The sequence below is a fragment of the Cognatishimia sp. SS12 genome, from assembly GCF_028369055.1.
Classification (GTDB): domain Bacteria; phylum Pseudomonadota; class Alphaproteobacteria; order Rhodobacterales; family Rhodobacteraceae; genus Cognatishimia.
This window is the reverse complement of the sequence record NZ_JAQNCZ010000002.1, coordinates 391,851-404,974: the sequence shown is the minus strand read 5'-3', so window position 1 is coordinate 404,974 and position 13,124 is coordinate 391,851. Positions and strand designations below refer to the sequence as shown.

Annotated in this window: 12 protein-coding genes; 4 read left to right on the top strand and 8 right to left on the bottom strand. The window is 58.9% G+C overall.

The features are described 5' to 3' along the window. Positions 1–3: 3 nt before the first annotated feature. Both N6L24_RS06610 and rarD read right to left on the bottom strand, forming a co-directional pair. Positions 4–657: an RluA family pseudouridine synthase gene (locus N6L24_RS06610; RefSeq protein WP_271843872.1), complete on the bottom strand. Its 654-nt coding sequence runs from the start codon at positions 655–657 to the stop codon at positions 4–6. A gap of 37 nt (positions 658–694) precedes the next feature. Beyond that, entirely contained in the window at positions 695–1,597 is a 903-nt protein-coding gene (gene rarD / locus N6L24_RS06605; protein ID WP_271843871.1) for an EamA family transporter RarD, read from the bottom strand. A 136-nt stretch (positions 1,598–1,733) separates the two neighbouring features. Here rarD and N6L24_RS06600 point away from each other — a divergent pair, with 136 nt between their 5' ends. After that, complete coding sequence (locus tag N6L24_RS06600; RefSeq protein WP_271843870.1) at positions 1,734–2,051, top strand: hypothetical protein; 318 nt, start codon at positions 1,734–1,736, stop codon at positions 2,049–2,051. Here the strand turns inward: N6L24_RS06600 and N6L24_RS06595 are convergent. The 6 genes from N6L24_RS06595 to N6L24_RS06570 form a co-directional block, all read right to left on the bottom strand. Further along, complete coding sequence (locus N6L24_RS06595) at positions 2,048–4,501, bottom strand: GcvT family protein (RefSeq protein WP_271843869.1); 2,454 nt, start codon at positions 4,499–4,501, stop codon at positions 2,048–2,050. The two genes, N6L24_RS06600 and N6L24_RS06595, sit on opposite strands and share 4 nt — an antisense overlap. Positions 4,502–4,598: 97 nt before the next feature. Then, positions 4,599–5,561 carry a GlxA family transcriptional regulator gene (locus tag N6L24_RS06590; RefSeq protein ID WP_271843868.1) on the bottom strand — a complete coding sequence of 321 codons (963 nt, stop codon included), beginning with the start codon at positions 5,559–5,561 and terminating at the stop codon, positions 4,599–4,601. Next, positions 5,558–8,002, bottom strand: a complete 2,445-nt coding sequence (locus N6L24_RS06585; RefSeq protein ID WP_271843867.1) for a GcvT family protein — start codon at positions 8,000–8,002, stop codon at positions 5,558–5,560. Before N6L24_RS06585 ends, N6L24_RS06590 begins: the two co-directional genes overlap by 4 nt. Positions 8,003–8,014: 12 nt before the next feature. Beyond that, the gene (locus N6L24_RS06580; protein ID WP_271843866.1) at positions 8,015–8,587 is read right to left on the bottom strand and encodes a helix-turn-helix domain-containing protein; all 573 of its coding nucleotides are present in this window, start codon (positions 8,585–8,587) and stop codon (positions 8,015–8,017) included. A 148-nt stretch (positions 8,588–8,735) separates the two neighbouring features. After that, positions 8,736–9,200 (bottom strand): GAF domain-containing protein, encoded by a 465-nt coding sequence (locus N6L24_RS06575; protein WP_271843865.1) that lies wholly within the window; start codon positions 9,198–9,200, stop codon positions 8,736–8,738. Positions 9,201–9,266: 66 nt separating this feature from the next. After that, entirely contained in the window at positions 9,267–10,439 is a 1,173-nt protein-coding gene (locus tag N6L24_RS06570; RefSeq protein ID WP_271843864.1) for a thiolase family protein, read from the bottom strand. Between the two features lie 207 nt (positions 10,440–10,646). Here N6L24_RS06570 and N6L24_RS06565 point away from each other — a divergent pair, with 207 nt between their 5' ends. The 3 genes from N6L24_RS06565 to ggt are packed head-to-tail and all read left to right on the top strand — an operon-like array spanning position 10,647 to position 13,098. Continuing rightward, positions 10,647–10,976 carry an STAS domain-containing protein gene (locus N6L24_RS06565; RefSeq protein WP_271843863.1) on the top strand — a complete coding sequence of 110 codons (330 nt, stop codon included), beginning with the start codon at positions 10,647–10,649 and terminating at the stop codon, positions 10,974–10,976. Beyond that, complete coding sequence (locus tag N6L24_RS06560) at positions 10,969–11,466, top strand: ATP-binding protein (RefSeq protein ID WP_271843862.1); 498 nt, start codon at positions 10,969–10,971, stop codon at positions 11,464–11,466. Before N6L24_RS06565 ends, N6L24_RS06560 begins: the two co-directional genes overlap by 8 nt. 54 nt (positions 11,467–11,520) lie before the next feature. Then, positions 11,521–13,098, top strand: a complete 1,578-nt coding sequence (gene ggt, locus N6L24_RS06555; protein ID WP_271843861.1) for a gamma-glutamyltransferase — start codon at positions 11,521–11,523, stop codon at positions 13,096–13,098. The last annotated feature ends 26 nt before the right edge of the window (positions 13,099–13,124 follow it).

The window sequence follows — 13,124 nt, the reverse complement described above, 5'->3', positions numbered from 1 at the left end:
CCCTTAGAAAGGGGCTTTGGCGCGAAAACTCAGGCCTTTGCCGGACTCAGGGTGATTGATCCGCAACTCTTCCGAATGCAGCATCAGGCGCGGATGGGCGCGCGCCGCGCCTGTTGCATAAAGCGGATCACCCAAAATCGGATGTCCCAGCGCCAGCATATGCACCCGCAGTTGATGGCTGCGACCGGTCTTGGGCGTCAGGCGCACGCGGGTCTCATCGGGTGTGCTGCGCAACACGCGCCAATCGGTGACGGCAGGCTTGCCGGTCTCATGGCAGACCTTCTGCAATGGGCGATTTGGCCAATCCACGATCAGGGGCAGATCAACCGTGCCGGTTTTAGGAGCCAGCCCCCCATACACCCGCGCGACATAGGTCTTTTTGGTGGTGCGCTTTTCAAACTGCATCGACAGGCTACGCTGCGCATGCGGCGTAAGCGCAAAGATGATCACCCCCGATGTGTCCCGATCCAGACGATGCACCAGCAGCGCATCAGGAAAAACCGTCTGCACGCGGCTGATCAGGCAGTCCGCCAGCTCCGGGCCCCGGCCCGGCACCGACAACAGGCCACTCGGCTTATTGACGACAACGATGCTGCTGTCTTCATGCAAGATTTCCAGCGGGTCTTGCGGCGGCATATAGGGGGTGATCTGAACCATGGCTTTGCCATACCCCCTCGCCGGCGGCGCGACAAGCTTAGCGCGCGCGCATCTCGCGCAGCATGCTGGTGGTATAGATCACCAAGGCGGTCCAGATCAGCGGAAAGGCGATCTTGCGGCTGGTGTCCAGTTCTTCTCCGAAGACAAAGACCGCAATCACAAAGATCATGCTGGGCGCAAGGTATTGCAAAATCCCTGCGGTCGACAGGCGGATCAGTTTCGCCCCGTTGGCATAAAACAGCAGCGGCACCGCCGTGACGATCCCACAGCCCAACAAAAGCAGCGTGTCGCGGGTCGACCCCAGGAAATAACCCTGACCGCTCGCCGCCAGATATATCAGAAACAACGACGCCGGCAGCGCCAGAATAATCACCTCAAGCAAGAAACCTTGGTTGGGGCCGATCGGGAGCGATTTCTTGAAATAGGCATAAAACCCCCAGCTGAACGTCAGGCCCAGCGGCACCCAGGGCGGCCGCGCGGCGGCGACGAACAGAATAACCACAGCCAGAGCCGCAATCGCAATGGCCACGATCTGCGCCGGGTTTGGCCGTTCGCCCAGCAGGGTTATCGCCAGAAACATCGAAAAGAGCGGGTTGATGTAATAACCCAAAGCGGCATCCGCCGCGCGGTCCGTCGCAATGGCATAGACATATATGCCCCAGTTGACCGTGATCAGCGCGGCAGTAACGCAGCCCATGGCCAACATGCGCGGCGAGCGCAGCGCCTCGCGCAGGTCCTGGGTGCGGCGCATGATGATCAATACCGCACCAGCCACCGGGATCGACCAAACCACACGGTGCGCCACCACTTCGGCTGCAGGAATATGCGCCACGAGCTTCATGTAAAGCGGCAAGAACCCCCACATCACATAGGCGGTCAACGCAAAAACGAGGCCCTGCGGCGTGTCCTGATCTTTGATCAATCCAGCTGGTGTCACCATGAGATATCTCCTTCTGACAACCCATAAGACAGGCCCGCCGCCGCGCATAGCCACCCGGCAATGAATTTTCGTGATGGTGGCGACGGAAAAATGTGATGGTCGCGTATTACCTCTGATTGCAACTGAGGAGATCAAGATGAGATTTTTGCCCCTGGCCGCGATAGTTGTTTTGGGAGGGCTGAGCCTGGCCACCATCGCAACGTCAGAAACATTCCAACGTGGCGACCGGCCCACCCATCTGATTTCCGCCGATCTGGGCGTGTCAGAAGAAGCGTTTATTCACTGTTTTTCAAACGTGCAGCGCGACCCCAACCATGCCCCCAGCGGCGTGCGTCAAAAGATGAACAAAGCTGTGCTTCTGCCCTGTTTGCAGGCAGAAAACACAGCCATTACCAACGACCTCTTGGATGAGGTGATGGATCGCTACCGACCCGAAGGGCCGATCCGGGGTTAGACCTTCACGCGCTCTGATTTTGGGTCATACATCGGCTTGAGCGAGGCTTCGGCCTTCACGCGGGTGCCCATGACGTCAATCTCATAGGTTGATGCCAGGACATCCGCCGCCTTTTCGCCCGCAGATGGCACATAGCCCAGACCAATAGCACCGCCAAGCGTGTGCCCATAGTTGCCGGACGTGAGATAGCCAACAACCTCGCCATCCCGCAAAACCGGCTCATTGTGATACAGCAGCGGTTCCGGGTCGGTCAGGCGGAATTGCAGCAGGCGCGATTGTGGCCCGCTGGCCTTGCGCTCTGCCACCGCGGCGCGCCCGATGAAATCACAGCCCTTGTCCACTTTGACGGCAAAGCCAAGACCCGCATCAACCACGTGGTCTTCGCAAGTAATGTCATGCCCAAAGTGGCGATAGCCTTTTTCGATACGGGCGGAATCCATCATATGCATACCGCAAAGTTTCAGGCCCATATCCTGCCCTGCGTCCCAGAGGGTTTCAAACACATGGCCTGCCATATCGGTGGAGGCATAGATTTCCCAGCCAAGTTCACCCACATAGGTGACACGGTGCGCCCGCGCGAGGCCCATGCCGATCTCAATATCTTGCGCCGTGCCAAACGGGTTGGTCGCGTTTGAGAAATCGGCAGGCGATACTTTTTCCAGCAGCTTGCGTGAACTTGGCCCCATCACAGCAAGCACCGCCTCGCCCGAGGTGACGTCGGTGATCACCACATTAAAGTCACCTTTGTGGCGCACCATCCAGGTCTGATCTGCCAGACGTGTGGCCGCCGGGGTGATCACGACATAGGCGGTTTCAGACAGGCGCGTGACGGTCACGTCCGCCTCGATCCCGCCGCGCCGGTTCAGAAATTGTGTGTAGACGATCTTGCCGACCGGCACGTTGTAATCGCCGCCGCCAACATAGTTCATAAAGGCCATGGCATCGGGGCCTTCGACACGGATTTTGCCGAAAGACGACATATCATACATGCCGACATTCTCGCGGATGGCGCGATGTTCGGCGGCGGCGTTCTCAAACCAGTTCTGCCGTTTCCAGCTGTAGTGATAGGCCCGTTCCTGACCGGGGCCCGCGATCCAGTTGGCGCGTTCCCAACCGGCGAACTCGCCCATCACGGCACCCTGTTCTAGCAAATGATGATGGAAGGGCGAGCGGCGGATTCCGCGTGCCGTGTCTTTTTGTTTGTAAGGAAAGTGATCCTTGAACAGCAGGCCAAGCGTTTCGGTGGAGCGTTCATAGAGATATTGTTTGTTGCCCTGAAACGGCTGCATGCGGGAAATATCCACATCGCCAAGGTCAAAGGGTTTTTCCCCCGTGTCCATCCATTCAGCCAGCGCCATACCCGCACCGCCAGCGGATTGAATACCGATAGAGTTAAACCCGGCAGCCACCCAGAAATTATCAAGCTCGGGCGCAAGGCCAAGGTGATAGGCATCGTCCGGGGTGAAAGATTCCGGCCCATTAAAGAACGTATGAATGCCAGCCTCGGCCAGCAGCGGCACACGCTCCACCGCCATCTCCAAAATCGGCTCAAAGTGATCGAAATCTTCCTGTAGCTGGTCAAATTCGAACTCTTCGGGGATGCCATCCATCGCCCAGGGTTTCGCCACCGGCTCAAACGCGCCCAGCAAAATCTTGCCCGCGTCTTCTTTGTAATAGGCGTATTCGTCCGGCACCCGCAACACCGGGAGCTGCTCAAGCCCGTCGATATTCTCGGTCACAATGTAGAAATGTTCACAGGCTTGCAGAGGCACATTGGCACCCGCCATCTTGCCCACGGCCTGCCCCCACATCCCGGCGCAATTGACCACCATGTCGGCCTCAATATGGCCCGAGGCCGATCCGTCATCGGCCTGCCAATCCACACCCGTGATCCGCCGGCCTTCCTTGGCCATACCTGTGACCTTGATGCGTTCCTTGATCAGCGCGCCGTTCTGGCGTGCGCCTTTGGCCAAGGCCAAAGCGATATTGGCCGGGTCGCCTTGGCCATCAAGTGGCAGGTACACCGCGCCTTTGACGCCCTCAAGGTTGAAATGCGGGTAGAGGTCCTGCACGCGCTCATTCGAGATTTCTTCGACCTCCACCCCAAAGGCCCGCGCCATGGCAGCTTGGCGGTAGATCTCTTCTTTGCGCTCATCTGTCAGGGCCACGGTGATAGAGCCGCAGCGTTTGAAGCCGGTTGCCACACCTGTTTCCGCCTCAAGCGTGCCGTAAAGCTCCTGGCTGTATTTCGCCAGCTTGGTCATGTTTTTGGTCGCGCGCAGCTGTGCAATCAGACCGGCGGCATGCCACGTGGTCCCCGATGTCAGCTGTTTGCGCTCCAGCAGAACAATATCTTTCCAGCCCTTCTTGGCCAGGTGATACGCAACGGAGCACCCAATCACGCCGCCCCCGACAATAACGACACGTGCCTTGGCTGGAATATCGCTCATTCTCATGTTCCCTTACAGATTGACCAGAATGTCGTGACATAGATTCGAGGGCGACAAAGTGCCATTTCCGTCGCCTTTGTCGAAAATCGCCCTCGGCTCAGTTGTTTTTTTCACCGCGCCGCAATTTGCGCAGCGCGAAAGGCGTGATGCCATAAAAGCTTTTGTAAAGGCCTGAGAACCCGTTGCTGAACCCACAGGCAAGACCGACGTCACGCACGCTCATCGTGGTGTTGAGCAGCAGGTTGTTGGCTTTGGTCAGCCGCAGTTCGCGGTAAAAACGGTTGGGGGTTGTGTCCAGCTGGGTGCGGAACTTGCGCTCAAGCGAGCGGTTGGACATGCCCAGCACCGCCACCAATTCACCAATCGGGATCGGGTCTTCGATATTGGCCTGCATGATTTCTATGCATTGATCCAACTCACGATCGCCGGTCCCCGTCCCCTTGGCCCCAGAAAAGGGCTGCACGGTCGAAAAATCGCGTATTTTGTCGTGCAGCAAGATATTCGCCACCGCAATTTTGGTCGCTTGGGACACATGGCGACCAATCAGCGCCAACATGACATCCACCGTTGCGCCCATACCGGCGCAGGTCATGATTTCACCGCTTTGGGCCGCAATGGCGTGGTTGGTGCCAAAGTACCCGTGCCGTTCCTTGATAAGCTCGGAGTTTTCCCAATGTGTGGTATGCCCCGCCATATCGGCACCGCTGTCATTGATATAGCGGCTGGCAGCTTCGGCCAGCAGCACCACCAGACTTTGGCGATGCGTATAGGCCGCAATGGTATGTGTCAGGCTCAGCGCCGGGCAATCCTGATCAGAGTTGCCCAACACAAAGAGATAATGCGCGTCAGGGCGCTGCGGGATCTGCTCGGTTTCAACCATGGCCTCCGCGCTGGAACGCACCATGCCGCCCTTGGCAGATCGGTAGGTCCAGGAAAACGGCGGCAATGCGCTGATACGATTGCAGATTCTCAGGGTGTCCACGACGGCAGCCAGCTCGGTCAGTACAAAGCCCTCGGCAACGATAATGTCTATCGTCGTGGTTTCACCCCGCGTCATCATGCGCGCAGACGCTCGTTTTCAGGGTCCCACAGAGGGGCATCTGCCTGCACCACCGCGCGACATTTCTGGCCATAGATTTCAACCTCGAGCTCGGTGCCGGGTGCGGCCAAATCTGCGCGTACAACCCCAAGCGCGATCGACTTTGATACCCGATATCCGTAGTTGCCAGAGGTCGTTTCGCCCACGACCGCCCCATCCTTATACACCGTCGACATATACGGCGCGTCCGCATCACCGGCATCGACAACCAGGGTCACAAAGGCCTTTTTAGAGCCTGTTTCCGCCTCAGCAGCGAGCGCCGCTTTGCCCGGAAAATCCTGCGGTTTGGCCAAGCGGACAAAGCGCCCAAGCCCGGCTTCGTGCAGGGTATAGTCAGTCGACAGGTCGCCCTTCCAGGTGCGATAGCCTTTCTCGATGCGCATGGAATCAAGCGCAAACATCCCAAAGGGCACCGCGCCCGCGTCGCGGATCGCGTCATAGACCACAGCGGCCTGCGCCGTGGGTACGTGGACTTCCCAGCCGAGTTCACCCACAAAGCTCACGCGCGCCAGCATCGCCTCTTGTCCGGCGACGGCGGCAGACTGAATGCTGAGCCACCCCAGGGACAGATCGGCGTCAGAAAGCCCGGCCAGCAGCGCGCGTGATTTTGGACCTGTCACAAGCATCGTTGTGTAGTCTTTGGAGATGTCGATCAGCTCCAGCCCATCGGGCAGATTGCGCCACAAAAGTTCAAAGTCATGCCATTGCGCCAGCGCCGCGGTCATCAGCGTGAACGCATCCTCGCCATGGCGGATGCAGGACATTTCTGTCACCACGCGCCCGCGCGTATCAGCAAAATAGACCAGGTTCATGCGGCCCACTTTGGGCAGGGCGCCGGCCACACGGGAGCGCAGCCATTCTGCCGCGCCGTCCCCTTTCAGCGCGTAGCGCGAGAACCCGCACATGTCGATGACGCCCACGCCGTCGCGCACCGCTTCGACTTCTTCTTTCACCCGCACAGCCCATGGGCCATTGCGGTTCCAGGTTTCGGTGGCCGCCTCTGAGGTGTCATCACCGTCTTTTGCAAACCAATTCGCGCGTTCCCAGCCGTTGTAGGCCCCCATCTGGCCGCCATCGGCGACAAGGCGATCGTGATTGGGTGAGAGTTTCTTGTTGCGCGCGGCGGGCCATTCGTGATGCGGGAAATGCATGGCGTATTCGTGGCCATAGGTTTCCAGCGCCTTGTTCAGGCAGAAATCAAAGTCGGCATGTTCAGTATAACGGCGACTGTCGACCGCCCACATGTCCCATTCGGTTTCCCCTTCGGTGATCCATTCGGCCATGACCTTGCCTGCCCCGCCCGCCTGTACGATGCCAAAGGTAAAACTGTGCGCCTCAAAGGCATTTTTGACGCCCGGCATCGGGCCCATCAATGGCAGGCCATCGGGCGCATAGGGGATCGGGCCATTGATGACACGGCCTACGCCTGATGTTCCCAAGAGCGGCACGCGCCCCATGGCATCCTCAATGTACCATTCCAAACGGTCCAAATCGTCAGGATAAAGCTGAAAGGAAAAATCCTGCGGCATCGGGTCTTCGGGTGTCACCCAATGGGCTTTGCAATTGCGCTCATAGGGGCCGAGGTTCAGACCGTGCTTGTCCTGACGCAGATAATACGAGCTGTCGACATCGCGGATCATCGGGAGTTTCTTGCCGTTTTCCTTGGTCCACGCTTCGATTTCCGGGATCTCTTCGGTCAGGAAATACTGGTGCGACATCACGGTCAGCGGAACATCGCGGCCGCCATAAGGTTTGAACCACTCGCCAACTCGCTTGGCGTAATAGCCTGCGCAGTTCACGACAAATTCGCATTTGATGTCGCCCTTATCGGTGTGCACGATCCATTCGTCGTTGTCCCGCGACACGCCGGTGGCAGGGCAGAACCGCTGAATGCTCGCCCCCAGATCACGCGCACCTTTCGCCATGGCCTGTGTCAACTGGGCCGGATCGATGTCACCGTCCAGCGGATCCCAAAGCACACCTTCCAGATCGTGCGTTTCCATGAAGGGGTAATAGTTCAGCGCTTCTTGTGGGGTCAGCATGTCCATCTCAAGGCCTTGATAGCGGGCCATCGACGCGACGCGCTCAAACTCCTGCATGCGCTCTTTGGTATGCCCCAGACGCAGCGCGCCCGTGACGTGATAGTTCATCGGGTAGTCGACCTCGTCTGCCAAGGTGCGATACATCTCAAGCGAGTAGCGCTGCATGTTCATCACGGCCCAAGAGGCGGAGAAGTTCGGGCAATTCCCGGCGGCGTGCCAGGTAGACCCTGCGGTCAGCTCGTTCTTTTCAAGCAGCACACAGTCGGTCCAGCCCGCTTTGGCGAGGTGATAAAGTGTGGAAACGCCGACGGCACCGCCGCCAATAATAACGACCCTTGCGGTGGTGGGAAAATCAGACATCGTCTCTGGCTCCTAGTAAACTGGGGGAGCAATGACCCAAATGGCCACTGCGGAGTGATTGTAGGGGTTGGCCCATTGGTAGGCTTCGCCCCGAATGCGGAAACTGTCACCGGCACGGACGGTGAACTTCTGTTGCCCAATCGTCAGATCAAGCGTGCCGGAAATCATGTAGGCGACCTCTTGCGTGGGCCGCGTGATGGGATGGCGCAGGCGGGAATGAGGCTGAAACGTCGAATGGACCATTTCGAAATCGTCGGTCAGGTCGGGGGACAGCAGTTCTTCGATCAACCCTTCCTCAGGCGCGCCGATGGGGCGGCGCGTGCCTGCCCGCACAATGTACCCCTGTTCATTTGCAGGGATATTTGTGTGACCGAACAGCATCGAAACCGGAACGTTCAGCCCGCGCGCAATGGCTTGCAGGTCTGAGATGGACGGCGCGGACTTATCGCGTTCAACCTGACTGAGCCAACCGACAGACCGGCCCAGCACATCTGCCAGTTCCGACAAGGTCAGCCCGCGTGCCTTGCGCAGCGCGCGTACATCCGCCCCAAGTGTTTTGATGTGATCGACGTTGCTGTGCTGCATGGCGCGCTCGTGAAAAAATTCGTGATATTTTCACGATGCGCTTTCAGCATGAAATTTCAAGCAATTTTTTCACGCCACGCCCTGCGCGCGCGCAAACGCGATATTCTCTGTCGGATTTGAAGATTTATGGCGCGGAATACAGGCGCGATTAACCGGTCTTCACCTCGGCAAACACGGTATCGAGAATCGTCTGCAACCGCTCTGCATCTTCGGCATCAAAGGCGTCTGCGCTGTTGCTGTCGATGTCAAAGACGCCCAAAAGCGTGCCCTGTGCATTGATGACCGGCAGCACAATTTCAGATCTCGTGCTGCTTGAGCACGCGATGTGACCGGGGAAAGCCTCAACATCGGCGACCAATTGCACCGCGCGTTCCCGCGCCGCTGCGCCACAGACGCCGCGTGAAAACGGGATGACCAGACAGCCGTGGCCGCCCTGATACGGGCCGATTTTCAGCAGTTCGGGTGCGACAACGCGGTAAAACCCTGTCCAGTCAAACCGCGCATCCGCATGATGCACCTCGCAGGCCACCGTGGCCATCAGGGCAACCGCATCTGTCTCGCCCTCTGTCAGAGCGGCTATGGTTTGGGATAGGTCATCGTAATTGACGCGCATGGTGCATTCCTTTGGGGCCCAGTGCTCTATCGGCATTTGTACCCCAAAGGTCAATTCATGTCGCGCTTAGACGCGCTCAATCGCGATGGCCGTGCCTTCGCCGCCGCCAATACAGATCGCGGCAACGCCACGCTTCAGCCCGCGTTTTTCCAGCGCGTTCAGCAATGTCACGATGATGCGCGCGCCAGAGGCCCCGATTGGGTGGCCGAGTGCGCAGGCACCGCCATTCACATTCACCTTGTCGCGCGACAGGCCGAGTTCATCCATGAAAGCCATGGGCACAACTGCAAAGGCTTCGTTGACCTCCCAAAGGTCGACATCTTCAACAGCCCAGCCAATGGATTGCAGCAGCTTCTGCGTCGCCGGCACCGGCGCAGTTGGGAATTGCGCAGGCGCATGGGCGTGCGAGGCATGGCCAACAATCCGGGCACGCACGTTCAGTCCACGCGCTTTGGCGGCATCCTCGCTCGCCAGAACCAATGCGGCAGCCCCATCCGAAATCGACGAAGAGTTTGCCGCGGTCACAGTACCATCCTTGCGGAACGCAGGTTTCAGCTGCGGGATCTTTTCCGGACGGGCCTTGGCGGGCTGCTCATCGGCCTCAAAGGTGACGTCGCCCTTGCGGGTTTGCAGCGTCACCGGGACAATCTCGCCCTCAAAACTTCCCGCCTCTTGGGCCGCCAGCGCGTTGGACAGGGACTTCAACGCGTAGTCATCCTGCGCTTCGCGCGTGAACTGAAATGCCTCGGCGCAGTCTTCGGCGAAAGTACCCATCAGGCGGCCTTTGTCATAGGCATCTTCGAGGCCATCCAGGAACATGTGGTCCATCACCTGCTGGTGGCCACTCCGTGCCCCGCCGCGCATCTTTGGCATCAAATATGGGGCGTTGGTCATGCTTTCCATCCCGCCCGCGATCATCACATCCGCATGGCCCAGCGCGATTTGATCAAAGCTCATCATCGCCGCCTTCATGCCCGAGCCGCACATTTTGTTCAGCGTCGTTGCAGGCACCTCTTCGCCGAGCCCGCCAGCAAATCCGGCCTGGCGTGCGGGGGCCTGACCCTGACCTGCGGGCAGAACGCAGCCCATCAAAACCTCATCCACGGTCTCAGCGCCGGCGTCTTTCAGAGCCCCGCGGATCGCAGTGCCGCCCAGTTCCGCCGCAGGAACGCCATCAAAAACCCCCTGAAATCCACCCATCGGGGTGCGCGCTGCACCGGCAATCACAACATTTTTCATGGAAACCTCCCATCTCGCACGTGGTTCATGTCCGCATGTATCCACGCCAATTTTTTCAAGATCATTGCAGATGTATGCGGCACGGCATGTTTTGGGAACCGCCCGTGCAAAAGACGTCGCGTCGCAACTGCGCTGGTCAGACTTTGGTAAGAAAACGCACATAAGCTGGCATCGATCGCAAATAACGCGACCTATTTCGGAGGGGCTATGGAGCTTCTGGCGCAAAAGCAGGGTGACATACTGGTGATCGCGGTTCCAGGTGATCGCATTGATGCAGCGGTGTCGCTGGAATTCAAAGAGGCGATGCGACAAGCCACGACTGAGCCGTCCAAGCGCGTTATCCTGAATATGCGCAATGTGAAATTTATCGATTCCAGTGGCCTTGGCGCAATCGTGGGCGCGATGAAACAGCTTGACGAAGGCCGCAGCCTTGAGCTGTCGGATGTGCGCGGGGCCGTCGAAAAGGTGTTTCGCCTTACGCATATGGATTCGGTTTTTGACATCCATCACACCTTGTCGGATGTGATCCATGTCTGAAGCGCCGCAGCCCGAAAAATCAACGCCGCGTGTCGCCAGATCCGCGCTGGAGACGGCAGAATTTGTCTTTCAATCTCGCCCGCCCGCGGACATGAACGAGGTGCGCCGCGCGCTGCGCCACACCCTGCGTGCGCTGGAAACCGAAGATATTGCCGCTGATACGCTCAACGTGGTCAGCATTGCTTTGGCAGAAGTGCTGAACAATGTCGTCGAACATGCGCTGCGCGGCCGGCAAGGCGGCAGGTTCGAACTGCGATATCTGCTGAGCGAGGCCAAATTGCGATTTTACGTGCAGGACAATGGGCGTCCCATGCCGGGGAATACCTTGCCTAGCGGCCTGCCGCCGCTGATCGGCAACACGCGCGCCGATTTGCCCGAAGGCGGTTGGGGCTGGTCCTTGGTCACAAAGCTAGCAGAAAACATTCGCTATCAACGCGCGGAAGACAAAAACCTCATTAAGTTCAGCATTTCGACTCACACTAAACTTTAGGGTAGTTGGCAACCGCCGCCGCTCAGCTTACGGTTCTGTCAAAGGAACCGATCCATGCGTGATTTACATCTTCCCGGTCGCTCTGCTGTTTGGGCCAGCAATGCCATGTGCGCAACAAGCCACCCGTTGGCCGCGCAGGTGGCCGTCGACATCATGAAGCGCGGTGGCAACGCGATGGATGCGGCGATCGCTGGCGCTGTTATTCTTGGGCTTTGCGAGCCGCAAATGACCGGCATTGGCGGCGACTGTTTTGTGCTCTTCTCCCCTGCGGGCAGCGATGACATCCTTGCCATGAACGGCTCTGGCGTGGCCCCCGCCGCCGCGGATGCAGAGGCGCTGCGCAGCGCGGGTCATGATAAGATCCCTGCCCATGGGACCGACTCTGTCACCATTCCAACCGCCGTCGATTGTTTTTGCCAGCTGTCTGACCGTTGGGGGCGGCTGGGCATCAGCGATCTTCTGGCCCCGGCCATTACCTATGCTGAAGCGGGTGTCCCTGTGGCTGAGCGCGTCGCCTTTGACTGGGGTACAGATCAAACTGTGCTGAAACCAGCAGCGCAACGGTTCTATCTGAACAACGGGGCCCCATTCAAAACCGGAGAGCTGTTTCGCGCACCCAAACAGGCTGAGGCGCTGCGCAAAATTGCGGCGCAGGGCCGCGACGGTTTTTACAAGGGCGACGTAGCCGACGACATGGTGCGCAGCCTGGCAGCGCTTGGTGGGGTACATACGCTTGACGATTTTGCGGCGGCAAAGGCGATTGAAACGACCCCTATTCAGGGCCATTACAAAGCACACGACCTGTTTGAACATCCGCCCAATGGGCAAGGTGCCATTGCGATATTATTGCTGAATATTCTGAAGCAGTTTGATTTGGCGTCACTTGATCCGATGGGAGCGAAACGTGTGCATATCGAGGCGGAAGCCACAAAGCTCGCCTATGATCTGCGCAACCAAGTGATCGGCGACCCCAGCCGCGCGGCGGACGCCGAGGCGCTTTTGTCGGAAGAGACCGCGCAAAAGCTTGCGGCGCAAATCGATCTGACACAGGCACGCCCGGCTGAAACCCAGATCCACGAGACCGTGCACAAAGATACGGTCTATATCACGGTGGTGGACCGCGATGGCATGATGGTCTCGCTGATCTATTCGATCTTCAATGGGTTTGGCTCCGGCATTGCCTCTGAGGACTACGGCATTTTGCTGCACAATCGCGGGGCGGGCTTTTCGCTGACGCCTGGCCACCCGAATGAATACGGGCCCGGCCGCCGGCCGCTGCACACCATCATTCCTGGCATGCTGGCCAAAGACGGCGCGCCGATCATGCCGTTTGGTGTGATGGGCGGCCAATATCAGGCCGCGGGCCATGCGCGCCTGCTGAGCAATATGCTGGATTTCGACATGTCACCCCAGGCGGCCATTGACGCGCCGCGTGCCTTTGCCGAAAAGGGCCAGCTGAAACTGGAACGAGGCTTTGCGCCCGACGTTGCGCAGGCTCTGGCGGATCTCGGCCACGACATCGTTGTGCCCGATCCGCCTATTGGCGGCGCGCAGGCGATTTTGCGGCACGATAGCGGTGTTCTGGAAGGCGGCTCTGATCCGCGCAAGGACGGCTGCGCCCTCGGCTATTAACGCGCGCTCCGGCGGTGCGCGCCCAG